The organism is Plantactinospora sp. CA-294935, from assembly GCF_050936445.1.
GTDB lineage: Bacteria > Actinomycetota > Actinomycetes > Mycobacteriales > Micromonosporaceae > Plantactinospora.
Window position 1 is genome coordinate 2,461,234 of sequence record NZ_JBNJMU010000001.1, and the last position, 25,027, is coordinate 2,486,260.

Here is a 25,027-nt window from a genome sequence, read left to right on the forward strand (position 1 = left end):
TCCGGTGGATCTCGTTACCGTCGACGACGTACGGGCCGCGGCGGGGGACCTGACCGGTGTGGTGCTGCGTACGCCCCTGCTGCCCTGCCGCTGGGACGACCAGCTCTGGCTGAAACCGGAGAGCCTGCAACCGGTCGGCTCGTTCAAGCTGCGTGGTGCGATGCACGCGGTGGCCCGGCTCGACGCCGACCGGCGGGCCCGAGGCGTGGTCACGCACTCCTCCGGCAACCATGGGCAGGCGCTCGCCTACGCCGCCCGGGCCCGGGGCGTGCCGTGCACGGTGGTGATTCCCGAGGGTGCTCCGGCGGCAAAGGTCGACCAGGTACGCGCTCTCGGCGCCGAGGTACGCATGGTCGCCCCGGCCGATCGGCTGGCGGTCGCCGAGTCGATCGCCGCCGAGCAGGGGCGGACCCTGATCCCGCCCTTCGACGACCGGCGGATCATCGCCGGCCAGGGCACCATCGGGTTGGAGGTGCTCGACGACCTGCCCGAGCTGGACGTGCTGCTGGTGCCGGTCGGCGGGGGCGGGCTCGCCTCCGGAGTCGCCACCGCGGTCAAGGCGCTGCGCCCGGGTGCCCGGGTCGTCGGGGTCGAGCCGGCACTCGCCGCCGACGCCGCCGAGTCGTTGCGCAGCGGCGAGCTGCGCCAGTGGGAACCGGCCCGCACCTATCGGACCAGCGCGGACGGGCTGCGGACCAACCTCTCCGCGCTGACCTTCGCACACCTGCGCGCCCGGCTGGACAGCATCGTGACGGTCAGCGAGGAGGAGATCGCCGCCGCGACGACCCGGTTGGTCCGGGACGCCCGGCTGGTGGTGGAGCCGAGCGGCGCGGTGGCCACCGCCGCCCGGATGTTCCACGCGGCCGAGCTGCCCGCCGGGCGTACGGTGGCGGTGGTCAGCGGCGGCAACGTCGACCCGGCGGTACTGGTGGCCGCCGCCGGCCGCCCCGACGCGGGCTGACGGCGCGGATGCGGCCCGAGCGAGCCGACCGGCGGCATTCCCTACATTGGAACCATGGCTGACCGGACCGGTGCGAGCGCTTCGGACAAGACGTTCGCGGTGTTGGAGGCACTGGTCGAGCACAGCCGGCTGACCGACATCGCGGCGGCGACGAACCTGCCGAAGGCGACCGTGCACCGGATTCTCCAGGTGATGGTCGAGCGCGGGCTGGCCCGGCCCACCGGCAACGGGGACTACTTCACCGGGCCCCGGATGCTCGCGCTGGCCGGTCGGGTGATGCACCGGCTGGACCTGCCCGCCCGGGTACGCCCCGAGTTGGAGGAGCTGCAACGGCGCACCGGCCGTACGGTGCACCTGGCGCTGCTGCACGGTGACGAGGCGGTCTACGTGGCCAAGGTGGAGGCGGGCAAGCCGTACCAGCTCGCTTCCCGGGTCGGGATGAGCCTCGATTTGCACAGTACGTCGATCGGCAAGGCTGTCCTGGCGACCCTGGACGACGACCGGGTGGTGGCGCTCGCCGAGCGGACCGGGCTGCGCCGGCACACGCCGGGCACGATCGTCGAGGTCGGACCGCTGCTCGCCGAGCTTGCCACGGTCCGGTCCCGGGGCTGGGCCGAGGACCACGAGGAGAACGAGCCCGGGGTCTCCGCGACCGGCGCGGCGGTGTACGACCACGCCGGGCACGTGATCGGCGGGGTGAGCGCGGCGACACTCAGCTACGAGGCGGCGGACCAGTCGGCGGACGAGGTGGGCCGGCAGGTGGTCGAGGCCGCCGGACAGGTCTCCCGGGCCCTCGGCGCCCGCACCGTCCCGAGCTGACCGCCATCGGCCGGGCCACTCGCGTCGACGGCCGGAGTAGAGTGCGCGAACGGCTCGAACGCGCTGACGGACATCCTTCGGAGGAGACGTTGAGCGATCATCCAGCGGACCGGTTCGCCGCCCGGCGGGCCAACCGGCGGATGCCCCAGATCGTGGTCATCGCGCTGCTCGGGCTGGCGTCGATCGTCGCGGTGCTCGTCATCTCCGGAAGCTCCGACCTCGACCGCTCCGAGGTGTACTCGGCGGCCCGGAACACCGCGTACGAGTTGGAGCGCACGCCGGTGCACGGTCTGGTCGTCGACGTTCATCGGGCGGCCTCGGCGGGCAACCCTGGCGGCAGCGGCAAGTATTCCCGGAACATCCTCTCCGAACTCCGGATCGAGGATGTCGGGAAGGACTCCCGGGGGGATCTCTACGAGTTCACCAACGCGGACGGTGACCACCCGGTCTGCCTGGCGGTGCGGCTCGACCTCAACTTCTCCGACCGGTCGCCCTCGTTTCCCACCGTCACGGTGACGGAAGGTGCCTGCTGACCCGCACCGCCGCGGCCACTGTCACGGCCGCTGTCTGATCCTCGCGGGGCCGAATTGTTTCCGTCCGGTTGCGCTGCTCGGCGTTACCGGCCAGACTGTGACGAAGGTAACTGTGGAACGCTGTTCCGCGTGACGGAACGGCGTGCTCCGGAGGTGACACCAGATGGCGCGCGGCGGGGACCGGAACCGGATCGACGACAGCGCGGCGGCGCATCGTCCGCCGTCCTGGTCGACCGTGCCGAGCAGCCGCGCGCCGGGCCATCCCGCCCGGCCGGCCGACGACGAGATGCCGCCGGTCGCCGTACCGGCGGACGAACTGGTGGAGATCGCCGCCCGGATCCTCACCACCGCCGGCAGCCCGGAGCCGCCCGCCCGGGCCGTCGCCACCTCGCTGGTCGAGTCCGACCTGGTCGGGCACGACTCGCACGGGGTACGCCGGCTGGTTCCGTACGTCGACGCGGTGCGTGGCCGGATGATCGATCCGTCTGCCGACCCCGTCATCCGCCGCCGGCACCGGGCTACCGCGGTCGTGGACGGCCGGCGCGGGTTCGGCCAGCTCGCCGCCCGGCTGGCCGTGACCGAGGCCCGCGAACTCGCCCGGGAGTACGGCGTCGGCGTGGTGACGATCGGCAACTGCAACCACATCGGCCGGCTCGGCGAGTACGTGCAACTGCTCGCCGAGACGGACGCGATCGGGCTGGCCTTCTGCAACATCGACCCGACCGTCGCCCCGTACGGCGGCCGGGAGCGCCGGCTCGGCACCAACCCGCTCGCCTGGTCGGCGCCCCGGGCCGAGGGACGGCCACCGGTGGTGGTCGACTTCGCCACCTCGGCGATCGCCGAGGGCAAGCTCGCGCTCTCGCTGGTCCGGCAGGAACGGGTCGGCGCCGGCCTGCTGGTCGACGCGGAGGGCCGTGACTCCACCGACCCGTCCGACTTCTACTCCGGAGGCGCGCTGCTGCCGTTCGGCCAGCACAAGGGCTACGGCCTCAGCGTGATGATCGAGATCGTCGGCGGGCTGCTCTCCGGCGCCGGAATCTCCAGTCTGCCCGGCTACGACAACACCAACGGCACCGTACTGATCGCCATCGACATCGGGACCTTCCTGCCGGTGTCCGGGTTCCGGACCCAGTCGGAGGGGTTCTGCCGGCTGCTCGGCGACACCGCGCCCGCCGTCGAGCGCGACCCCGGCCCGGACGGCGTGCTGGTGCCCGGTGAGAAGGAGGCGCGCACCCGCGCCAGCCGGATCTCCGACGGGATCCCCCTCGCCCCGTCCACCTGGCGCGAACTGGCCGAACTGCCGGGCGGGCCCGAGCTGCCCGGCGTACCCGTACCCCACCCCCGAAGCCGCGCGGACCGCGCGGCCCCCTCGCCCGAGGAGGATCGTGATGACATCGCCGGTGGACCCCGCGCCCCCGCCTGAGCCCGAGACCGCCTCCGCGCCGTCCGACCAGGAGACCACCCCACCCGCCGAGCTGCGCCGGGTCGTCTCGGCCTCGCTGGTCGGCACCGCACTGGAGTGGTACGACTTCTTCATCTACGGCACCGCCGCCGCGCTGGTCTTCAACGACATCTTCTTCCCGGACGCCGAGCCGGCGGTCGGCACGCTCGTCGCGTTCGCCACCTTCGGGGTGGCGTTCCTGTTCCGCCCGGTCGGCGGGTTCTTCTTCGGCCGGCTCGGTGACCGGATCGGCCGGCGATCCACACTGATCATCACCACCCTGGTGATGGGCATCGCGACCGGGCTGATCGGCCTGCTGCCGACGTACGACCAGATCGGGGTCTGGGCGCCGATCCTGCTGGTGCTGATGCGGATCTGCCAGGGGCTCGGCGCCGGAGCCGAGTTCGGCGGCGCGTCGACCCTGCTCGCCGAGCACGCCCCACCGGACCGGCGCGGCTACTACGCCTCGTACGCCCAGACCGGGGTGCAGATCGGTCTGGTGCTCGGTACCGTCTCGTTCCTGCTGGTCGGGATGCTCCCCGACGACCAGCTCGAATCCTGGGGCTGGCGGATCCCGTTCCTGGCCAGCTTCCTGATGATCTTCGTAACCATCTACGTACGGCTCCGGGTCACCGAGTCGCCGGTGTTCCGCCGGATGGAGCGCAGCCGGACGGTGGTGCAGACGCCGATCCTGGACACCCTGAAGATGTATCCCCGCAACTTCCTGGTCGGGATCGGCGCGCACATCTGCGACACCGCGATCGTCTACATCTTCGCCACCTTCAGCGTCGCCTACCTGACCAACGAACTCGACCAGCCGCGTTGGGTTGCGCTGACCGGCGTGATCCTGATGGGCCTGGTGGTGATCGCGGTCCAACCGGTCTACGGCGCGCTGTCGGACCGGATCGGCCGCAAGCCGCTGAACGTGTTCAGCGTGGTCTTCACCGCCGCCTTCGCCTTCCCGTACTTCTGGCTGCTCAACTCCGAGGTGACGGTGCTGATCTGGCTGGCCCTGATCATCGCCGGTGGCATCGGCTTCGCACCGATGATCGCCGTACAGCCGGCGTTCTACGCGGAGCTGTTCGGCGCCGGGGTCCGGTACACCGGGTTCGCCGCCTCCCGGGAGATCGGCGCCGCCATCTCCGGCTTCTCCCCGCTGGTCGCGGCGGCACTGCTCAGCACCGCTGACGGCTCGCCCTGGCTGGTCGCGCTCTGGATCATCTTCACGGCGGTCGTCTCGCTGGTGGCGTTCCTGGTCGCCCGGGAGACCCGGACGATGGACATCGGCGCCGTGCACGCGTACCAGGAGGAACCGGGCGGGAAGGCGGCGGACGGGCCGCCGACGGCCTCGACTCCGATGGAGACCGCGCGATGAAGCTGGAGAAGACCGTCGCGGTGGTCACCGGCGGTGGTACCGGGATCGGCCGGGCGGTGAGCCTGGCGCTGGCCCGGGCCGGCGCGGACGCCGTGGTGGTCAACTTCAGCCGGTCGCGGGCGGAGGCCGAGGAGACCGTGGCGCAGGCCCGGGAGTGGGCCGGCCGGTCCTGCGCGGTCGCCGCCGACGTCACCGACGACACCCAGGTACGCACCATGGCCGAGCAGGTGCTCGGCACCTTCGGCCGGGTCGACGTGCTGGTCAACAACGCCGGCGGTACCCGGGCGGTGGAGCACCCCGACCTGGACGGGCTGACCGACGAGGTCTGGCGGGACGTGCTCGACGTCAACCTGCTCGGCGCGTTCCGCTGTGCCCGCGCCTTCGCCCCCGCGCTGCGCTCCTCCGGCGGCGCGATCGTGAACATCTCGTCCATCTCCGGGTACCGGGCCGGCGGCTCCTCGATCGCCTACGGGGTGAGCAAGGCGGCGATGCTCCAGCTCACCCGCAACCTGGCGGTGGCGCTCGCCCCGGAGGTACGGGTCAACGCGGTGGCACCCGGCACCGTGCAGCACACCCGCTGGCAGCCCGGCCTGCACGGCGAACAGGGCTTCGCGCAGCGCAGTGCCCGGGAGCGCGAGACGGTGCCGCTGCGCCGCACCGCCGACCCGGAACACGTGGCGCAGGCGGTGCTCGGGCTGCTCGGCATGGACATGGTCACCGGCGAGACGGTCATCGTCGACGGCGGCAAACACGTCGTCTACTAGGTCGTCGGGCGGGGTGGAGTTAGCTCTACCCCGCCCCGGGATCTGGCGCTCCTGACCGTCCGGTCCGGCGCTGGTGTGCTCGACCGGTGAGCACAGCGACCGCCGCCACGGCCTCCCGGACCCGCATCCCCGACCTCGACGCACTACGTGCCTTCGCGCTGCTCGGCATCCTGGTCGTCAACATCACCTTCGCCGCCACCGGCTACAGCATGACCGTCACCGACCCGGCGTACGACTCGTGGCTGGACGACGCGGTGCGCTGGCTCAACTCCAGCTTCTTCGGAATGAAGTTCTACCTGCTCTTCTCGTTCATGTTCGGCTACAGCTTCGTGCTCCAGACGGAGGCGGCGGCGCGGGCCGGGGCGGCGTTCCGGCCCCGGATGGTACGCCGGCTGCTCGGCCTGCTCGTCCTCGGCGCGATCAACATGGTGTTCCTGATCAGCGGGGACATCCTCACCGTCTACGCCCTGCTCGGCGCGGTCCTGCTGGCGATGCGCGGGATACGGGACCGCACGGCGCTGATCGTCGCCGCCGCGCTCTACGGCTATCTGCTGCTGGGCATGGGGTCGAGCATCCTGTTCCTGAACGCGTCGAGCTACTTCGACCACGCCAGTCAGGTCGCCGCCGCCCAGGAGTCGGCCGCGAACCTGGCCGGCGGATTCGGCTCGGTGGTCCACGAGCACATCGCGACCCTGCCGCTCTACGGCCTCTCCCAGTTGACCGTGCAGGGTCCGACCACTCTGGCGATGTTCCTGCTCGGCATGGTCGCCGCCCGCCGGGGGCTGCTGGTCGGGCTCACCGGCCGGGAGCGGTGGCTGCGGATCGTCCAACTCGTCGGTTTTCCGGTGGGGATCGTGGGTGGCGCGGTCTACGCCTCGCTCGGTGGCAACGGCGACACGCTCGGCGTACTCGTGAGTGCGATGACCGCGCCGCTGCTGGCCGCCGCGTACGCCGCGACGCTGGTCCGGGTGGTGCACAGCGATCGTGGCCGGTGGCTCGGCACGGCGTTGGCCCCGGCCGGCCGGATGGCGCTGTCGAACTACCTCGGCCAGTCCGTCGCCACGCTGCTGATCTTCACCGGTGTCGGCTTCGGCCTGGTGGGTCAGGTGTCACCGCTGGAGATGATGCTCTTCGCGGTCGCCATCTTCGCCGGGCAGGTGTTGGTCAGCCGCTGGTGGCTCGCGCGGCACGGGCAGGGCCCGGCTGAGTGGCTGCTGCGCTGGTTCACCAACGCGGAACGCCCTGCCTGGTCCGTCCGCTGACCTCTATCTGGTACGGGCCAGCCTCGGCCTCGCGGCTGGCCTGTTCCCGTGGGGGCGACACCGGTTGCCGTTGACGGGTCAGATGCGACGGGTCGGGAGGCGGGGGCAGCGTCCGGAGCCGGGCCGGCCGCTGCTCCCGTCCGGAGCCGGACCGGTTGGCGCCGTCCATGCCGCGAATCTGGTGTTGCTGCCCCGGGGCGGGGTACGGGCGGGTGTCGGTCGACCCCCGGCCGTCGGGCCGGACGCGTCGGGGCAGCGCCAGCGGGGTCCGCACCGGCAGTAGCGCCAGAGCCGCCGCCAGTCGGGGCGGTGTCGAGGCGCCAGTGATACCGGTCGAGGTGCGCGTCGTGGCCAGTTCATGGCTCGGTCTCCAATCGCCGCTGCTGTCCTGGCTGGAAGCGGGGACCGTCCCCGAGGCGGGGGAGGCGTTCCGGGGACGGTCCCCGCGCGGTTCCGCCCGAGCCGGGCCAGCATCGAACGGTTCCGCTGCCGACACTCTGGACGGATGGTGCCTACGTTCGGTAGACATTGCGGGACACTGGGCGACCGTCCGACTTGTCGGGTGTGGTCGGGTAGCCCCGAGCCGGATGTGGAGGGAGCGTGGGCAGGTCATGGGCATGCTGGCAGACTTCTTGATCGCGGAGCTTCGGGCGGCTCGGGCGACCCGGAAGATGAACCAGGACGAGTTCGGCAAGATCGCGAACTACTCCGGCCCGCACGTGAGCGCGGTCGAGACCGGTGGCCGGCCACCGACCGAGGACTACGTCGCGGCGATCGACGAGGGGCTCCAGACCGGCGGCATCTACACCCGGCTGCTCGCCAAGGTCACCGCCTTCGACGACGCACCGGTCTGGCTGCGCCCTGGCTGGAGTACGAGCGCGAGGCGGTCGCCCTACGCGCCTGCAACCCGCTGCTCGTCCCCGGCCTGCTCCAGACCGAGGCGTACGCGCGGGCCGTCATGGAGACGGCGTTACATGGCACCGAGGAGATGGAGAAGCGGCTCGCGTTGCGGCTGGAACGCCAGCGTGCAGTCTTCGACCGCGACGATTCGCCGCTGACGACCTTCGTGATCGGTGAGGTGGCGCTTCGGGTCGGTGACCCGAAGATGCTCCGCGAACAGCTCGAACACCTGCTCCGACTAAGCGGGCGTCCCCGGGTCATCATTCACGTAGTCCCCGCGACGGCCGGACTCTGGCTGGGGCAGTCAGGGCCGTTCGTGATCGCGTCGTTCGACGAGAGTCCGGACGTCGCATTCTTGGAAGACCACCTACAGGGGCGGGTCGTGACGGATCCCAGGGCGGTTGCCGCCCTGCAACGGTCGTGGGAAATTGTCAGGGCGGTTGCGCTGCCGCGTGACCTCTCCAGGGACCTGATTCTGAAGCTGGTGAACGAGTCGTGACCACCGAGCAGCGCTGGAAGAAGTCAAGCCGGAGCAACGCCCAAGCCGAATGTGTGGAGGTTGCCGACGATCTGGGCGGGGCGGTCGGCGTACGGGACTCGAAGGATCCGGGCGGACCGGTGCTGGCCTTCGCGCCTGAGGCGTGGCGCGCGTTCGTCGCTCAGGTACCGGACCGGCGGCCCTAGCTCCGTCCCATGCCGGTACCTCGGCCGCGCAGGTGGTGGCTGGCGTCGCCGAGGAAGTCCGTGCTGACCCACCGCTCCACGAAGCGCCATCCGGCGTCGCGCCGCTCGAATCGGTCCCGGCACCGCCCACTCGCCACCGCCTGGAGCGGAAATTCGGGCAGCGCCTGGAAGACGGTGACGTAGCAGCGGGATTCGGCGGTACCGGCCGCCTCGTCGACCTCGACGGCGAGGTTGCTGGTGACATGCCTGGTACGCGGCGTCCCGTCGTCGTACAGCATCAGCATGTCGTGGACCAGCCGCTCGACCGCGTCCCGGCCGTCCAGCGTCGCGCCGCTGTCGAAGGTGATACCAGCGTCGGCGACGAGGTCGGCGAGTCCGGCGAAGTCTCCGGCGTCCAGTAGTTCGTAGTACCGGACGATCAGGTTCTCGATCGCCCGGTGGCTGGGCAGCTCGACGGGCGGGGCGTCGGCGAAACGGTCGGTGTCCATGGCTGCCTCCGGGCAGGTGAAACGCCGGGCGGAGGTGGCCGAGGTCAACTGTACTGTCGCGCGCTGTGCTCGGCGGCCGGTCCGGAGTATGGCTGGCCTACCGGCCACCGGTGGGGGCATAGACCTGACACTGTCGAGCTGCCCCGTCTATGCACCCGCTGATGTCGACGGCACCGCCCCGTCTGTGTACCCAGCTCGACAGTCTCCTGGAACAACTCTGCCAGCTCTCTCGCAAGGAGTGCTGTCAGCTCTTCCGTGCCGGGCGGAGCCAGCCGGCGGTCCGGGTGGGACGGACCGGGCCATGCCTGCGGGCTTGCCATGCCTGCGAGCTGGCAATACCTGTGGATCGGGTCATGCCGGTGGACCGGGCGTACCAGCGACCGGCCCCGCACCGGGTTCGGTGCGGGGCCGGTGTCGCGGCGGGTCGGCGTGCCGCCGCGCGTCCGCCGGGTCAGGCGCGCCGCCACTTCTGGTTCGCGCCGCCCGTGCACTCCCAGAGCTGGAGTTTCGCGCCGTTGGCCGTGCTCCGGTCGCGTACGTCGACGCACTTGTTCGCCTGCGGGTTCACCAGGTCGCCGGCCGCACTCAGCACGAACTGCTGGGCGGGATTGCCGTTGCAGCCGACGATCTGGATGTTGGCGCCGTTGGCCGTCGAGCCGTTCGCCACGTCCATGCACTTGCCCATCGCCCGGACCGTGCCGCCGGTGAAGGCCCAGCTCTGCGCGGCGGTACCGTTGCAGTCCCAGATCTGCAACTGGGTGCCGTCGGCCGGGTTCGCGCCCGGCACGTCGATGCACTTGTTGCCGATCCCGACGATCTGGTTGCCGGTGCCGGGGTTGCCGCCGCCACCGGTGTTCCAACCCCAGACCCGTACGTAGTCGACCAACATCTGCTGCGGGAACGTGGTGCTGGCGTCGGGGTAGCCCGGCCAGTGGCCGCCGACCGCGATGTTCATGATCATGAAGAACGGGTGGTCGTAGACCCAGCGGTTGCCGTTCAGGTCCGCCGGGGTCTTGCGGCCGTACTGGATGCCGTCGACGTACCAGGTGATTGAGTCCGGCGCCCAGTCCACGGCGAAGGTGTGGAAGGCGTCGGCGAACGCCTGACCGCCGGGGAGCGTGTAGCGGGAGCTGATCGCGCTGCCGCCGGAGTAGCCGGGGCCGTGCAGCGTGCCGTACAGGTTGCCGGGCTCGCGGCCGATGTTCTCCATGATGTCGATCTCGCCCATGTCCGGCCAGGGCATGCCGCCGAGCATCCAGAACGCCGGCCAGATGCCCTGGCCGCGCGGCAGCTTCATCCGGGCCTCGAACCGGCCGTACGTCTGGGTGAAGCGGTCCGCGGTGAGCAGCCGGGCCGAGGTGTACTGGCAGCGGCCGTAGTGGCACTGGTAGTTGGCCGGGTTCTCCCGGCGGGCGGTGATCACCAGGTTGCCGTTGCCGTCGTGCGCGGCGTTGCTGGTGCTGTTGGTGTAGTACTGCTGCTCGTTGTTGCCCCAGCCGCCGCCGCCGATGTCGTGCTTCCACTTGGTGCCGTCGGGGGCGGTGCCGGCTGGCGCGTTGAACTCGTCGCTCCAGGTGAGCGCGCCCGGCTCAGCGACGGCCGGGCTGGGTGGGGTGACCACCAGCGTTGCGGCCAGCAGGGCCAGGACGAGGGTGGCTCGGCGTGTACGCATGTCAATGTTTCTACGCCAGAGAGCGCTTTCTTGCAAGGTTGTTAACTAAAAAGAAAGTTGCGGAGCCGCAGTCTGTCGAGAGGATCGCCCCTGGATCGAATCGCCCTGCTGTGCGAGCGGGGTCCGTCGTGGACGGTGGCGCGCTTGTGGGGCATCGGCAAGGGCTAGCCAGGTATCGCCGTCTATGAAAATATCTCTCGGAGTAGTTACGTCGACACCCACAGCTCTCTCGGCTGGAGGCGCCATGACGCAACTGTCCTTCTTCGGCCCCGACGAGGCCGGCCCCGAGCCTAAACCGGACAGCGATGCTCCGGTACGGCTTCGGCTGCTCATCACCGTGAAGGCGGCTCCCAACCCGTCCGCGAAGTACGGCGAGACGGTGTGCGTGGCCGCGCTCAGCGTGGACCCGCTTCGGCGAGGATGGGTGCGGCTCTACCCGATCAATCATCGAGACCTGGTGCGGGAGGACCGGTTCCGGAAGTACGAGATCATCTCGATCGACGCCAAGCCCGCGCGGCAGGACCAACGTCGTGAGAGTTGGAGGCCGATCGTCGACTCGGTCACGCGGGAGCTGTTTGTGCCGCCGTGGGAGAAACGGCGCCAACTGCTCGACCCGTACGTCGAGGACTCGATGTGCCGCGTGCATCGGGCGACGGCCGATCGGTCGGACGCACCGTCACTGGCGCTGGTCCGGCCGGTCCGGGTCGACGGGATCCGGGTCACCCCGCACGAGGGCTGGTCTGCTGACGACCAACGCAAGATCGGAGCGTACGTCAGCCAACTCGACCTGCTCGATAGCCGCGACCGGACGCCACTTGAGGCACCCCGATTTCGAGCAACCTACCACTACCACTGCCACGAACCGGGCTGCGGTGGGCACCGGCAAGGAATCCTGGACTGGGAACTCGTCGCCCTGCAACGCAATCTGCGGGGCCGCTCCGACGACGAGGTGCGGCGAGCCGTGGAACAGAAGTTCCTGCACGAACTCTGCGGGCCTGGTCGCGATGTCGCCTTCTACGTCGGCAACCAGGCCAAGCGGGTCAATACGTTCAGCGTCCTCGGGGTCTACTGGCCGCCCCACCGATAGGACGCCGCTCGTGTGCCGCTTGGAGCACCAGGTCCCGGTGACACTGCCGCTGGTCAGCCTCGAAACAGAGCAGCGCGACGAGTTCCCGCTGGCTCGCGGCGGCGAGCGCGTCGAGTGCGTCGACGGCCTCCGGCCGGGCGAGCAGTCCGGCGTAGATCGCCCGGGCCTGGGCGAGCGTTTCCGGAGAGCCGGTGAATCCAGGCCGGTTGTCCTTCGGATTTCCCAGCTCACGTCGGTGTTCGTAGGCAATCCCCGCGTCGCCGAGCGCCTGCCCGAGCGCTGACTTGCTGAACCCCCGCTTCCGGGAGATCGGGGTGAGTCGTACGTCCACCAGACGTGACACGCCCATCGTGACCAGGTCTGCCACGAAGTCCCCGATGTCCCGGCCCTCGTAACCCACGCCGACCAGTCCGGAGCGGTCGCCCGTCAAGACCGTCATGCGAGTCACCCTTCCACAACCTTGCGCTTTACGCGGCCACGCCCAGCCGGTCGAGGATCCAGGCGGCGACGAACGCCTCCTCCTTCCAGGAGTCGTAGCGCCCGCTCGGGCCGCCGTGCCCGGCACCCATCTCCGTCTTGAGCAGGTACGACCCCTGCGGTGCGACGGCCCGGAGCCGGGCGACCCACTTCGCCGGCTCGTGGTAGAGAACCCGGGTGTCGTTCAGGCTGGTGACGGCGAGGATCGGCGGGTAGTCCTGCGCGCTGACGTTCTCGTACGGCGAGTACGACTTCATGTACGCGTACACCTCGGGGTCGGCCAGCGGGTTGCCCCACTCCTCCCACTCGGTGACGGTGAGCGGCAGCGACGGGTCGAGGATCGAGTTGAGCGGGTCGACGAACGGCACCTGCGCGACGATCCCGGCGAAGGCGTCCGGGGCGATGTTCGCCACCGCGCCCATCAGCAGCCCACCGGCCGAGCCACCCCGGGCGACCAGCCGGTCCGCCGAGGTCCAACCGGCCTTGACCAGGTGCCGGGCGGTGGCCACGAAGTCGGTGAAGGTGTTCTTCTTGCTCAGCAGCTTGCCGGTCTCGTACCACCGGCGGCCCAGTTCACCGCCGCCGCGCACGTGTGCCACGGCGAAGACGACGCCCCGGTCCAGCAGGGAGAGCCGGGGGATGGAGAACCACGGGTCCATGCTGGCCTCGTAGGAGCCGTAGCCGTAGAGCACGCACGGCGCCGAGCCGTCCCGGGGCGTGCCGGCCCGGCAGACCAGCGAGATCGGCACCCGGGTCCCGTCGTCGGCGAACGCCCAGTCCCGGTGCTGCTCGTAGCCGGCCGGGTCGAAGGCGCCGAGCACCGGCTTCCGCTTGCGCAGCACCATCTCCCGGGTGACCAGGTCGTAGTCGTAGACCGAGTCGGGGGTGGTCAGCGAGGCGTAGTGCAGCCGGACGCTGGTGGTCTGGTATTCGGGGTTGCTGTCCAGCCCGACGTTGTAGAGCGGTTCCGGGAAGTCGATGTCGTACGACTCGGTGCTACCCACCGGCAGCACCCGGATCCCGGTCAGCCCGGCCGTACGCAGCGACACCACGAGGTGGTTGGCGAAGGCGTCGACCGCCTCCAGCCGGGTGCCGGGAGTGTGCTCGATCATCGGCACCCAGTCCCCGGGCGCGTCCGCCGAGGTGTAGGCGAGCGCGAAGTCCTCCGCGCCGTCGTTGTGCAGGATCAGGAAGCGGTGCCCGTGGTGCTCGATGGAGTATTCGACGCCCTGCCGTCGGGGCGCGATCACCGCCGGGGCGCCGCTGGGATTGCTGGCCGGGATGACCCGTACCTCGCTGGTCACCTTGCTGTGCGAGTCGATGACGACGAAGTTCTCCGAGCGGGTCAGCCCGACGCCGACCCAGAACCGCTCGTCGTCCTCCTGGTAGACGATCTCGTCGGCGTCCGCCGCCGTGCCGACGGTGTGCCGCCACACCCGGTAGGGCCGCCAGCTCTCGTCCACGGTCAGGTAGAACAGCGTGGAGCCGTCGGCCGACCAGGCGCTGCCGTAAAAGGTGTCCGGTACCTCGTCGGCGAGCACCTCGCCGGTGGAGAGGTCCTTGACCCGCAGGGTGAACCGCTCGTCGCCGGCGAAGTCGGTGGAGTAGGCGAGCCAGCGCCCGTCCGGGCTGACGTCGAAGGTGCCGAGCGAGAAGAAGTCGTGCCCCTGCGCCAGCGCATTGCCGTCGAGCAGGATCTCCTCGCCGTCGAGTGGTGCGCCGTCCTCCGGCATCGGCGGGGCCGTCTCGCCGTCCTGCACCGATCGGCGGCAGTGGATGCCGTACTGCTCGCCTTCGACCGTCCGGGTGTAGTACCAGTGGCCGTTCTTGCGGGTCGGCACCGATAGATCGGTTTCCTTCGTCCGCCGCTTCGTCTCGTTGAACAGCGTCTCCCGCAGCAGGCCGAGCCGGGCCGTGGTCTGCTCGGTGTAGGCGTTCTCGGCGGTCAGGTAGCCGATCGTGTCCGGGTCGTCCTTGTCGGCGAGCCAGGCGTACTCGTCGATCACCGTGTCGCCGTGGTGGGTGCGCTCGGTCGGCACCCGCTTGGCGACGGGAGCGGCGGTCGTCTCAGTGGTCACCCGGTCACGTTACCCGTCCGGCTGGCCGGTGGGCGGCCCGGTGCGGCCCGGGGCGTTGCCGAAAGTTAGTACATGTGTACGATGACCAAGGTGGGGGAGATTTCGATAGAACGACGCGGGGGCGCTGACATCGCACGGCGACTGGCGGGCATCTGCGGTGCCCACTTCGCCCGGGCCGCGGGGGCGGCCGACGGGGTGGCCGGCGCGGCGGCCCGCTGGGTCGCGGCGCCGGGCAGTCCGGAGGCGGTCACCGAGGTGGTCCGGCTCGCCGCCGAGCACGACCTCTCGGTGGTCGCCCGGGGGGCCGGCACCAAACTCGACTGGGGCATGCCCCCGTCGCAGGTCGACATCGTGCTGGACACCGGGCGGCTCGCCGGGGTCTGGCAGCAGCCGGAGGGCGAGCTGGTCGCCGAGATCGGGGCCGGCACACCGGTCCGGGCCGCCGAGGCGATCCTGGAACGGACCGGGCGTCGGCTGCCGATCGACGTGCCCTCGGTCGGCGCCACCGTCGGGGGCGTGGTCGCGGCCGACGAGAGCGGTCCGCTGCGGCACCTGCACGGCCGGCCCTGCGACCAGCTCGTCGGGGTGAGCTACGTGGACGCCTCGGGGGTGCTCGCGCACGCCCGGGCCGGCACGACCGGCCGTCCCGGGGAGCGGCCCGATGCGGTGCCGGCCCATCCCGACGTCGCCCGGCTGCTCTGCGGGTCGCAGGGTGCGCTCGGCGTGCTGGTCTCGGCGACCCTGCGGGTGCAGCCGATTCCGGCGAGCCGGAGTTGGGTGGTCCGTTCGGTCTGGACCCCGCTGGAGGTGCACGACCTGGTCCGTGCCGTCCTCGACGCCGAGCTGCGGCCGACCGCGATCGAGGTCGACCTGCCCGGCGGCCGGGCGCCGACGACCGACCGCGGCGTCCGGCGCCCCGGCTCCGGCGGGCACCTTCCGCCGGACGGACCGGGTGCCACGGGGGCACCCGGCCCGTCCGGCCGGGCCGGCGGGCGAGGCTGGTTCGAGTCACCGGGCCGGCCCGGTGTGCCGAGCCGATCCGCGGGCGCAGGCGGATCCGGTGACCGGGGACACCCCGGGCTCGGCGGTGGGCCCGGGCCGCGCGGCCGGTTCGGCGAACCCGGCTCCGGCAGCCTGGCCGTACTGCTCGAAGGCGGGCCGACCGAGGTGGCGCAACGGGCGGCCCGGTTGACCGCGCTGCTCGGCGGCGACGCCCAGGTGGTCAGAGCGGCGCCGGGGTGGTGGCGCCGCTATCCGTTCCAGCCCGACCAGGTGGCGCTGCGCATCGAGGTGCCGATCGGTGACCTGCACGCCGCCGTCTACGCACTGCGGGACGCCGCCGGGGCGCCGGTGCCGGTACGCGGCTCGGCCGGGCTCGGTGTCGTGCACGCCGCGCTGTCGGCCGACTCGTCACCGGAGCGGGTCGGCGCCATCCTGGACGGCGTACGCGCGGTGCTGCGCGCCCGCTCCGGCCGCTGCGTGGTGGTCGCCGCTCCGGCCCGGATCCGGGAAGCCGTGGACGTCTGGGGTGAACTGCCCGACCTGCCGATGCTGCGCCGGGTCAAGGAGCACTTCGATCCGGCCCGACGACTCGCCCCCGGGCGCTATCCGGGCGGCATCTGACCCGACAGGGGAACCCGCACGTCAACGTTGTGCGGCGCGGACGCCGCCACGAGACGGTAAGTAGCCCTCGGGCCGCGTCCCTTGTGGTTACTATGCGTGCTTATGGGGCGAACGAACCTTTCGGTGACTCATGAGACGTTCTTCGAAAAACAAGCAGATATTCGCCTCAACCTGGGCTGCGGACTACGGGCTCCCGCCGGCTGGGTCAACATCGACAGGTCGCCAAGTTTGACTCTGGCGCGCGTACCGGGTGCCAGATCGCTCCTCCGCCGAGCCGGGGTGCTGAGCAAGGAACACATGGTTCCCTGGCCACGGTCCATCAAGCAGTTCGACGTAACCAAGCCGCTGCCGTATCCGAACAGCTCGGTCTCCGCGATCTACTCGTCGCACACGTTGGAACATCTCTATTACGACCAGGCCCTCCTGCTCCTGCGTGAGTGCCATCGGACGCTGCGTCCAGGCGGGATGATCCGGCTCGCTCTGCCGGACGCCCAGGTACTGGCCCGCCGACTTCTCTCCGCCGCAGGTGACGAAGCCGCCGCTGCCGGCCTGGAATTCACCAAGAACCTACTGATGGGTCCACTCTCCCGACCGACCCGCAGAGAGCGAGTGGTCACCCGGTTCTCCAGCTCGTCCCATCGTTGGCAGCCGACGCCGGCACTGGTGCACGAGATGCTGCGCCAGGCCGGCTTCCCGAACCCACAACCACGCGAGTACCTGGTCGGCGCCCTACCCGGGCTGGCCGAGGTGGAGCATCGACCGGACAGCCTGTTCGTGGAGGCCATCCGCTGATCCCGAAGACCCTAGCCGAGAAGGAACGGGGAAAGGTCCGATCATGATCGTCTTCGTCGTCGAGTGTCCCAGCCCATATCACACGCCTGTGCTCAACCGGCTACAGGAGGAGCTGGGCGACCAGCTCTGCGTGTTCTACCTCTACGGCGCCGACACCTCCCACGGCTGGGGCCATGTCGCGGCGACGCACCGCTACATCGTGCTCGACCACCTCCGCGGCCGGGTCGTACTCGCCAAGGCTCTCCTGTCGCCGAAGCTGCGGGCGGTAGGCGTGTACGGATACCGCGGCCTGGCCAGGCTGGTCTCGGCGAACGTCGCCCGGCTGCGTGGTCTCCCGCTCGTGTTGCGGGGTGCGGCCAACGTCCGCGACGAATCGTCTCGCCCGGCGTTCCGCCGACTACTCAAACGCTGGTACCTAAGGATGCTGGTGGGGCAGCCGGAGGTGTGGACGAACGGATCGGCCAACACCGCATACTGGCGGCTGTTGGGCCTGCGACGGCACCATCTGATCCCGTACGCGCTGCAACAACTGCCGGGGAACGAGTCAGGAGCCGCGGCGCTACGAGCCGGGCTGGGGCTCGCCGAGCGTTTCGTCTTCACCTTCGTGGGCAGGCTTGAACCGATCAAGGGCGTCACCGACCTTCTGCGGGCGTACGACGTCGTACGCCAGGCGGTGCCCGCCGGCACCACCGCTCTCGTCATCGTCGGCAGCGGGTCGCTGGAGCCGCAGGTCCGCCAGTACGTCGACGCCCACGACGACTGCCGCTACCTTGGCGCGATTCCCCAGCAGCGGCTGGGCGCCGTGTACGCCGCGGCAGACGTCTTCGTGGCTCCGTCCCACCGCGAGCCGTGGGGTTGGGTGATCAACGAGGCGTTGGGCTTCGGCACGCGGGTCGTCGCGTCGGTCGAAATGGCCTCCGCGGACGATCTGTGCACCGAGGAGACGGGCCGCCGCTGCCCGGTGGCGGACCCGCCCGCGCTCGCCTCCGCGATGCTCGCCGAATACTGGGCCGGTCCGCGCCGCGCTCGACGGCTGGAGTGCCTGGACACCGCCCGGCTCATGGCGGACCGACTGCGCGAGCTGACCGGACACCGGATCTCCGTACGGTTGCAGCGGCTTCCCGAAAACGGCTCTGCCCCGGACGCCGCCACCGGCCCGGAGATGTCACCACCCCCGCAGGGTGCCCGCCAGCTCTGACCACGGTGGAGTTCGTGGGGGCTGCCCGACGCGCCGGGGGAGGTGGCGGTCAGCCGGTCGAGTCGTTGCGGAGCACCAGGATGGCGATGTCGTCCCGGGGTGACTCGACCGAGAAGTTGATCGCCGCCGCGCGCAGCCGGGCGGCCACCACCTCCGCCGAGTAGCCGGCCAGCGGCGCCGCCGCGTCCCGAAGCCGCTCGATGCCGAAGAGCTCCCGGCCGCGCCGCCGCTCGGTCACCCCGTCGGTGTAGAAGACCAGCGCGTCGCCGGGGCCGAGCCGCACCTCCGCGGCCGGCGAGGTGATCGAGTCGAGCAGGCCGAGCGCCGTACCCCCGGAACCCACGAACGACGCGCGCCCGTCGGCGCGGACCAGTACCGGCCGGTCGTGACCGGCCAGGTAGAGCGAGACGGTGAGCCGGCCCGTCCGGTCCCGGTCCACGGCGGCGAGCGCCAGCGTGCAGTACCGGCCGCCACCCCGTTCCACCAGCGTGCCGTTGAGCCGGGCCAACGCCTCCGGCAGCGGCTTGCCGTCGCCGACCAGGACCCGGATCACGTCCCGGACCAGCCCGGTCACCGCCGCCGCCTGCACGCCCTTGCCGGAGACGTCCCCGACCACCACCAGCCAGCGGTCCTCGGACAGCGGTACGACGTCGTAGAAGTCGCCGCCGACCTCGGCCGCGTCCCCGGTCGGCACGTACTCGGCGGCGAACCCGATCCCCTCCACCACCGGCAGCACGGGCGGCAGCAGCGACTGCTGAAGGGTGTGCGCGACCTTGCGCCGTTCGTCATGGATCCGGGCGTTCTCGATCGCCAGCGCCGCCCGCCGGGCCACGTCCTCCAGTACGGCGACCTCGTCCGGGTCGTGCCGGTGCCGCTGGTGCCGGCCGACCGCCAGGGTGCCGAGCCGCTGCCCCCGGGCGACCAGCGGGATGGCGAAGCCGTCCATCGGGGCGCCGATCGGCACCTGCCCCTGGCTGCGGGACGCCTCGCGCAACCGGGACTGCACCGACTCCGGACCGTCCTCCTTGAGCATCTTGTGCAGTTGCGGCAGCACCGCCTCGTCGGCGTGGGTGGCCGCGGCCAGCTTCAACCGCCCCCACTCGTCGGTGACGTGCACCGCGCACCACTGGCCGAGCCGGGGGACCACGAGTTGCGGGATCAGCGCCATCGTCAGCTCGACGTCGAGCGACTGGGCGAGCAGTTCACTCGCCTCGGCGAGGAAGGTCAGCCAGGTCTGCCGGCGTACGTCGGCCCGGCGCAGCCGGTCGTTCTCCAGGTGCAGGGAGAGCCGCTCGGCGACCAGCGCGGCGAGCGGGCGGGCGTACCCCGACGGCGCGGCGTCGAGTTCCAGCTCCCCGGCGTACGGCCGGTGCACGGTCAACGGCACCCGGAGCAGTTCGTCGCCGGGGCGGGGCTGCCGGCCGTACCGGGCCAGCAGTTGCCAGCCGGCGCCGTCGCCCCGGTCGAGGCGTACCGCCCCGCCGGCCGCGCCGACCATGTCGCCGACCCGGACCAGCAGGTCGGCGGCGAAGGTGGGCAGCGGATCGTCGGCGTACGGATCGGGGGCGGTCTGCATCAGCGCGCTCATCGCCCCGGCGCTCGGCGCGGACGGGCCGGGTGGGCTGCCGGCGCCGCCGACGGACACCGCGTGCCCCGCCTCCAGCGGATGCTGCCCCGAGCCGGCCGGGTCCTTGCGGTCCAGCCGGAACCAGACGCCCTTGCCGGTGGCCTGGTGCGTGGTGCCCCACCGGCTGGCGAAGTGGTCGACCAGGAGCAGTCCCCGGCCCCGCTCGGAAACCTGCGAGATGTCCGTCAGGTCGTTTCTGGGCCGGGCCGTCACGTCGTCGATCGGTCCGGCCGCGAAGTCGGAGACCGTCACGGTCAGGCCCGAGGAGTCCGCGACGACCTCGATGTCCAGTTCGGTGCGGGCGTGCTCGACCGCGTTGGTGGAGAGTTCGGTGGTGAGCAGCAGCGCCTCGTTGAGCAGTTCCTCCAGGCCGACCTCGGCGAGTACCGACCGGACCAGGGCGCGGGCAGCCGCCGGGGTACGACGGTCGGCGGGTAGCCGTACCCGGCGCAGTTGATCGCCCGTGCCCCCGGTGGCCGCTCCGCCGGTGCCCGTGCCGCCCGCCTCCGCTGACACCTTCCGTATCCTCCACCGATCCGAGACCCAGGCCACCCTATCCGGGCCGGGCACGTCTGCGCCGCGCTCGTGCCCGGCAGGCGGTCGGAGCAGGGCCGCGCTACGCTGAACCGTGCCCCACTTGACCGTTCTGCCCGCTTTACCTCCTGGCTGGTCCCGCCGACTGCCACTACCGACTCCGGTGTCCGCCGAGGGTGGCATTGGATGGACGGAAGGCACAATGATGGGTGTGGCCGCCGCTCGCGCGGAACCGCGCGGGCGCGGCAGAGCGGATTCGCCGACCACCTGGCGGCGCGGGCCGGCCGGGCTGGCCCACCTCCTTCGAAACCTGAGCGAGGAACGATGACCACGGCGAAACAGATCTCTGCCGAGGAGCGGTCCGCCGGCGAGGACGCGGTGCTGCTCAGCGAACTCGCCGACGCGTTGCGCCGGGTCCGTCGCGGCGATCTGAAGGTACGGCTGCCCCGCCGGGCCGGCGTCGCGGGCGAGGTGGCCGACGCCTTCAACGAGGTGGTCTCCCTCCAGGAACGGCAGCACCTCGACCTGCGCCGGATCAGCCGGATCGTCGGTCGGGACGGCCGGCTCACCGAGCGGCTGGACGAGGAGGGGCTGGACGGCGCCTGGGCCGAGGGGCAGCGGGCGATCAACCAGCTCATCGACGACCTGGGCCGGCCGACGACCGAGATCGCCCGGGTCATCGTGGCGGTCGCCGACGGCGACCTCTCCCAGCACATGGCGCTGGAGATCGACGGCCGGCCGCTGCGCGGTGAATACCTGCGGATCGGCCGCACCGTCAACACGATGGTCGACCAGCTCTCGTCCTTCTCCAACGAGGTGACCCGGGTGGCCCGGGAGGTGGGCACCGAGGGCGAGCTGGGCGGCCAGGCCGACGTACGCGGCGTCGCCGGCACCTGGAAGGACCTCACCGACTCGGTGAACACCATGGCGTCGAACCTGACCTACCAGGTGCGGTCGATCTCGCAGGTGACCACGGCGATGGCCCGGGGCGACCTGTCGCAGAAGATCACGGTCTCCGCCAAGGGTGAGGTCGCCGAGCTGGCGCACACCATCAACGGGCTGACCGACACGCTGCGGCTCTTCGCCGAGCAGGTGACCCGGGTGGCCCGGGAGGTCGGCACCGAGGGCAAACTCGGCGGTCAGGCCGAGGTACCCAACGTCGCCGGGACCTGGAAGGACCTCACCGACAGCGTCAACTCGATGGCGTCGAACCTGACCGCCCAGGTCCGGAACATCGCCCAGGTGTCGACGGCGGTGGCCCGGGGTGACCTGAGCCAGAAGATCACGGTGGCCGCGCAGGGCGAGATCCTGGAGCTGAAGGACACCGTCAACACGATGGTGGACCAGCTCTCGTCGTTCGCCGACGAGGTGACCCGGGTGGCCCGGGAGGTCGGCATCGAGGGCAAGCTCGGCGGCCAGGCCCAGGTACGCGGCGTCTCGGGCACCTGGCGGGCGCTGACCGAGAACGTCAACCAGCTCGCCGGCAACCTCACCTCGCAGGTGCGGAACATCTCCCAGGTCTCCACCGCGGTGGCGAAGGGCGACCTGTCGCAGAAGATCACGGTCGACGCGCAGGGTGAGATCCTGGAGCTGAAGTCGACGGTGAACACGATGGTGGACCAGCTTTCGTCGTTCGCCGACGAGGTGACCCGGGTGGCCCGGGAGGTGGGTACCGAGGGCAAGCTCGGCGGCCAGGCCGAGGTGAAGGGGGTCTCCGGCACCTGGCGGGATCTCACCGACAACGTGAACTCGATGGCGTCGAACCTGACCGCCCAGGTCCGGAACATCGCCTCGGTCACCACGGCGGTGGCCAAGGGTGACCTGTCGCAGAAGATCACCGTCGACGCCCGGGGCGAGATCCTGGAGCTGAAGTCGACGGTGAACACGATGGTGGACCAGCTTTCGTCGTTCGCCGACGAGGTGACCCGGGTGGCCCGGGAGGTGGGTACCGAGGGCAAGCTCGGCGGCCAGGCCCAGGTGCGTGGCGTCGCCGGCACCTGGCGGGACCTGACCGACAACGTGAACTCGATGGCGTCGAACCTGACCGCCCAGGTCCGGAACATCGCCCAGGTCTCCACGGCGGTCGCCCGGGGTGACCTGAGCCAGAAGATCACCGTCGACGCGCAGGGCGAGATCCTGGAACTCAAGCAGACGGTGAACACGATGGTGGACCAGCTCTCGTCGTTCGCCGACGAGGTGACCCGGGTGGCCCGGGAGGTGGGCACCGAGGGCAAACTCGGCGGCCAGGCCCAGGTGAAGGGAGTCTCCGGCACCTGGCGGGACCTGACCGACAACGTGAACTCGATGGGCTCGAACCTGACCGCCCAGGTCCGGAACATCGCCTCGGTCACCACGGCGGTGGCCCGGGGCGACCTGTCGCAGAAGGTCACTGTGGACGCGCAGGGCGAGATCCTGGAGCTGAAGGGCACCGTCAACACGATGGTGGACCAGCTCTCCTCGTTCGCGCAGGAGCTGACCCGGGTCGGCCGCGAGGTCGGCGTCGAGGGCAAGCTCGGCGGTCAGGCCCAGGTGAAGGGGGTCTCCGGCACCTGGCGGGACATCACCGAGAACGTCAACCAGCTCGCCTCCACGCTGACCACCCAGCTCCGGGCGATCGCCCAGGTCTCCACGGCGGTGACCACCGGCGACCTGACCCAGCGGATCGCCGTACAGGCGCAGGGCGAGGTCGCCGAGCTGAAGGACAACATCAACCAGATGATCGTCACGCTCCGGGAGACCACCAAGAAGAACGCCGAGCAGGGCTGGCTCGACTCCAACCTGGCCCGGATCGGCGGTCTGCTCCAGGGGCAGCGGGACCTCGGCGAGGTCTGCCGCATGATCATGACCGAGGTGACCCCGCTGGTCGACGCGCAACTCGGCGCGTTCTTCCTGGCCGACACCGACGAGGCGGTGATGCGGCTACGGCTCACCGCGTCGTACGGCTACGTGGCCCGGCACCACGACGTCACGTTCGGTCCCGGCGAGGGGCTGGTCGGGCAGGCCGCGTTGTCCCGGCGGACGATCCGGGTCGGCGCCCCGCCGAACGGCAGCCTCACGGTCCGCTCCGGACTCGCCGCCACGCCCCCGGCCGACCTGGTGGTGCTGCCGGTGCTCTTCGAGGGGGAACTGCTCGGCGTCATCGAGTTCGCCAGCGTCTCGCCCTTCTCCGACCTGCACCTGGCCTTCCTGGAGCGGCTGGTCTCGACCATCGGCATCGCGCTGAACACCATCCAGGCCAACCGGCGTACCGAGGAACTGCTCTCCCAGTCCCAGCGGCTCGCCCACGAACTCCAGGAACAGTCCGCCGAACTCCAGCGCACCAACGCCGAGCTGGAGGACAAGGCGCAACTGCTCTCCGAGCAGAAGGGCAACATCGAGACCAAGAACCGGGAGATCGAGCTGGCCCGGATCGGTCTGGAGGACAAGGCGCAACAGTTGGCCCGCGCCTCGGCGTACAAGTCGGAGTTCCTGGCCAACATGAGCCACGAGCTGCGTACGCCGCTCAACTCGCTGCTGCTGCTGGCCCGGTTGCTGGCGGACAACTCGGAGGACAACCTGACCGAGAAGCAGATCGAGTTCGCCCGCACCATCCACAGTGCCGGCTCCGACCTGCTCTCGCTGATCGACGACATCCTCGACCTGTCCAAGATCGAGGCGGGCCGGATGGACGTCGAGCCGACCGAGGTGCGGTTCTCCGAGATCCGCAGCTACGTCGAGCAGGCGTTCGCACCGCAGGCCGAGGAGCAGGGCCTGGACTTCCAGGTACGCATCTCCAAGGAGCTGCCGCCGACCCTGGTTACCGACGCGCAGCGGTTGCAGCAGATCCTCCGCAACCTGCTCTCCAACGCGGTCAAGTTCACCGACAACGGGGCGGTGACGCTGCGGATCGGTCCGGCGCCGGAGGGAGCATTCTTCGACGTACCGGCGCTGGCGACCGCGAACCAGGTGGTGGCGTTCACCGTCATCGACACCGGCATCGGCATCTCGGACGACAAGCTCGGACTTATCTTCGAGGCGTTCCAGCAGGCCGACGGCACCACCAGCCGGCGGTACGGCGGCACCGGGCTCGGGCTGTCGATCAGCCGCGACCTGGCCCGCCTGATCGGCGGCACCATCACGGTGTCGTCGGCGCCGGGCCAGGGCTCGACGTTCACCCTCTTCGTACCGGACGTACTGGCCCCGGACGCGGTGGTCGCCCCGGTGCCGGTGCCGCCGATGCAGACGCCCCGGGGCGGGCTGCCCGCCATGCTGCGTACCCAGAACGAGCCGGACCGGCCGATCACCCCGGCGGCCCGGCAGCTCGACGGCGCCACCGTGCTGATCATCGACGACGACGTCCGCAACGTCTTCGCCCTGACCAGCGCGTTGGAGCTGCACGGCATGACGGTGCTCTACTCGGACAACGGGGTGGACGGGGTGCGCCTGCTCGCCGAACATCCGGAGGTGGACATCGTCCTGATGGACGCGATGATGCCCGACCAGGACGGCTACGAGACAACCCGGGCGATCCGCCGCAACCACCGCTTCACCGACCTGCCGGTGGTGTTCCTGACCGCCAAGGCGATGCCGGGGGACCGCGAGTCGGCACTCGGCGCCGGTGCGAGCGACTACATCACCAAGCCGGTGGACCTGGACGAGTTGATCGAGCTGATGGCCTCCTGGGTCAACGGGGGCGGACGGGAGGTCGAGGGGTGAGCGCGGATGACACGGGC

The 25,027-nt window shown here is 70.8% G+C and carries 19 protein-coding genes and 1 pseudogene; 15 read left to right on the plus strand and 5 right to left on the minus strand.

The window, feature by feature from the left end:
- Positions 1 to 4 precede the first annotated feature (4 nt).
- The 10 genes and pseudogenes from ACQEVC_RS11035 to ACQEVC_RS11080 all read left to right on the plus strand — a co-directional run bounded on the left by ACQEVC_RS11035 (position 5) and on the right by ACQEVC_RS11080 (position 8,739).
- Positions 5 to 961, plus strand: coding sequence for a threonine ammonia-lyase (locus ACQEVC_RS11035; RefSeq protein WP_432875934.1), 957 nt, complete (start codon positions 5 to 7; stop codon positions 959 to 961).
- 54 nt (positions 962 to 1,015) lie between these two features.
- Positions 1,016 to 1,780, plus strand: a complete 765-nt coding sequence (locus ACQEVC_RS11040) for an IclR family transcriptional regulator (RefSeq protein ID WP_432875937.1) — start codon at positions 1,016 to 1,018, stop codon at positions 1,778 to 1,780.
- 89 nt (positions 1,781 to 1,869) lie between these two features.
- Positions 1,870 to 2,313 (plus strand): hypothetical protein, encoded by a 444-nt coding sequence (locus ACQEVC_RS11045; RefSeq protein ID WP_432875939.1) that lies wholly within the window; start codon positions 1,870 to 1,872, stop codon positions 2,311 to 2,313.
- Between the two features lie 163 nt (positions 2,314 to 2,476).
- Positions 2,477 to 3,736 (plus strand): Ldh family oxidoreductase, encoded by a 1,260-nt coding sequence (locus ACQEVC_RS11050; protein WP_432875942.1) that lies wholly within the window; start codon positions 2,477 to 2,479, stop codon positions 3,734 to 3,736.
- A complete protein-coding gene (locus ACQEVC_RS11055) occupies positions 3,702 to 5,129 on the plus strand; it encodes an MFS transporter (RefSeq protein ID WP_432875945.1) in 1,428 nt (475 codons plus the stop codon). The genes ACQEVC_RS11050 and ACQEVC_RS11055 overlap by 35 nt, the downstream gene beginning before the upstream one ends.
- Positions 5,126 to 5,893: an SDR family NAD(P)-dependent oxidoreductase gene (locus ACQEVC_RS11060; protein WP_432875948.1), complete on the plus strand. Its 768-nt coding sequence runs from the start codon at positions 5,126 to 5,128 to the stop codon at positions 5,891 to 5,893. Before ACQEVC_RS11055 ends, ACQEVC_RS11060 begins: the two co-directional genes overlap by 4 nt.
- An 86-nt stretch (positions 5,894 to 5,979) precedes the next feature.
- Positions 5,980 to 7,155 (plus strand): DUF418 domain-containing protein, encoded by a 1,176-nt coding sequence (locus ACQEVC_RS11065; protein WP_432875951.1) that lies wholly within the window; start codon positions 5,980 to 5,982, stop codon positions 7,153 to 7,155.
- Positions 7,156 to 7,772: 617 nt separating this feature from the next.
- Positions 7,773 to 7,943 (plus strand): annotated as a pseudogene (locus ACQEVC_RS11070) (helix-turn-helix domain-containing protein); the annotation flags it as partial.
- A 77-nt stretch (positions 7,944 to 8,020) separates the two neighbouring features.
- Entirely contained in the window at positions 8,021 to 8,554 is a 534-nt protein-coding gene (locus tag ACQEVC_RS11075) for a DUF5753 domain-containing protein (protein WP_432891287.1), read from the plus strand.
- Complete coding sequence (locus ACQEVC_RS11080) at positions 8,551 to 8,739, plus strand: DUF397 domain-containing protein (RefSeq protein WP_432875954.1); 189 nt, start codon at positions 8,551 to 8,553, stop codon at positions 8,737 to 8,739. Before ACQEVC_RS11075 ends, ACQEVC_RS11080 begins: the two co-directional genes overlap by 4 nt.
- On the opposite strand, the gene ACQEVC_RS11085 is transcribed toward ACQEVC_RS11080, so the two are convergent.
- Together ACQEVC_RS11085 and ACQEVC_RS11090 are read right to left on the minus strand one after the other, a co-directional pair.
- Positions 8,736 to 9,227, minus strand: coding sequence for a nuclear transport factor 2 family protein (locus tag ACQEVC_RS11085; RefSeq protein ID WP_432875956.1), 492 nt, complete (start codon positions 9,225 to 9,227; stop codon positions 8,736 to 8,738). The two genes, ACQEVC_RS11080 and ACQEVC_RS11085, sit on opposite strands and share 4 nt — an antisense overlap.
- 451 nt (positions 9,228 to 9,678) lie before the next feature.
- Positions 9,679 to 10,899 carry a family 16 glycosylhydrolase gene (locus ACQEVC_RS11090; RefSeq protein ID WP_318400836.1) on the minus strand — a complete coding sequence of 407 codons (1,221 nt, stop codon included), beginning with the start codon at positions 10,897 to 10,899 and terminating at the stop codon, positions 9,679 to 9,681.
- Positions 10,900 to 11,143: 244 nt separating this feature from the next.
- On the opposite strand from ACQEVC_RS11090, the gene ACQEVC_RS11095 reads away from it, so the two are divergent.
- On the plus strand, positions 11,144 to 11,986 hold the full coding sequence (locus ACQEVC_RS11095; protein WP_432875960.1) for a hypothetical protein: 843 nt from the start codon (positions 11,144 to 11,146) through the stop codon (positions 11,984 to 11,986).
- Here the strand turns inward: ACQEVC_RS11095 and ACQEVC_RS11100 are convergent.
- Both ACQEVC_RS11100 and ACQEVC_RS11105 read right to left on the minus strand, forming a co-directional pair.
- A complete protein-coding gene (locus ACQEVC_RS11100; protein WP_432875963.1) occupies positions 11,949 to 12,425 on the minus strand; it encodes a DUF488 domain-containing protein in 477 nt (158 codons plus the stop codon). The genes ACQEVC_RS11095 and ACQEVC_RS11100 overlap by 38 nt on opposite strands.
- Before the next feature lie 28 nt (positions 12,426 to 12,453).
- The gene (locus ACQEVC_RS11105) at positions 12,454 to 14,541 is read right to left on the minus strand and encodes a S9 family peptidase (RefSeq protein ID WP_432875966.1); all 2,088 of its coding nucleotides are present in this window, start codon (positions 14,539 to 14,541) and stop codon (positions 12,454 to 12,456) included.
- A gap of 81 nt (positions 14,542 to 14,622) precedes the next feature.
- Between ACQEVC_RS11105 and ACQEVC_RS11110 the strand changes: the two genes are divergently transcribed.
- From ACQEVC_RS11110 to ACQEVC_RS11120, 3 genes are all read left to right on the plus strand, one after another.
- Positions 14,623 to 16,164: an FAD-binding oxidoreductase gene (locus tag ACQEVC_RS11110; RefSeq protein ID WP_432875969.1), complete on the plus strand. Its 1,542-nt coding sequence runs from the start codon at positions 14,623 to 14,625 to the stop codon at positions 16,162 to 16,164.
- Positions 16,165 to 16,266: 102 nt separating this feature from the next.
- Positions 16,267 to 16,956, plus strand: coding sequence for a class I SAM-dependent methyltransferase (locus ACQEVC_RS11115; protein WP_432875972.1), 690 nt, complete (start codon positions 16,267 to 16,269; stop codon positions 16,954 to 16,956).
- 43 nt (positions 16,957 to 16,999) lie between these two features.
- Positions 17,000 to 18,154, plus strand: coding sequence for a glycosyltransferase (locus tag ACQEVC_RS11120; RefSeq protein ID WP_432875975.1), 1,155 nt, complete (start codon positions 17,000 to 17,002; stop codon positions 18,152 to 18,154).
- A gap of 49 nt (positions 18,155 to 18,203) precedes the next feature.
- Here ACQEVC_RS11120 and ACQEVC_RS11125 read toward each other — a convergent pair whose 3' ends face one another.
- A complete protein-coding gene (locus ACQEVC_RS11125; RefSeq protein WP_432875978.1) occupies positions 18,204 to 20,297 on the minus strand; it encodes a SpoIIE family protein phosphatase in 2,094 nt (697 codons plus the stop codon).
- A 342-nt stretch (positions 20,298 to 20,639) separates the two neighbouring features.
- Here ACQEVC_RS11125 and ACQEVC_RS11130 point away from each other — a divergent pair, with 342 nt between their 5' ends.
- Positions 20,640 to 25,010 (plus strand): HAMP domain-containing protein, encoded by a 4,371-nt coding sequence (locus tag ACQEVC_RS11130; RefSeq protein WP_432875981.1) that lies wholly within the window; start codon positions 20,640 to 20,642, stop codon positions 25,008 to 25,010.
- The last annotated feature ends 17 nt before the right edge of the window (positions 25,011 to 25,027 follow it).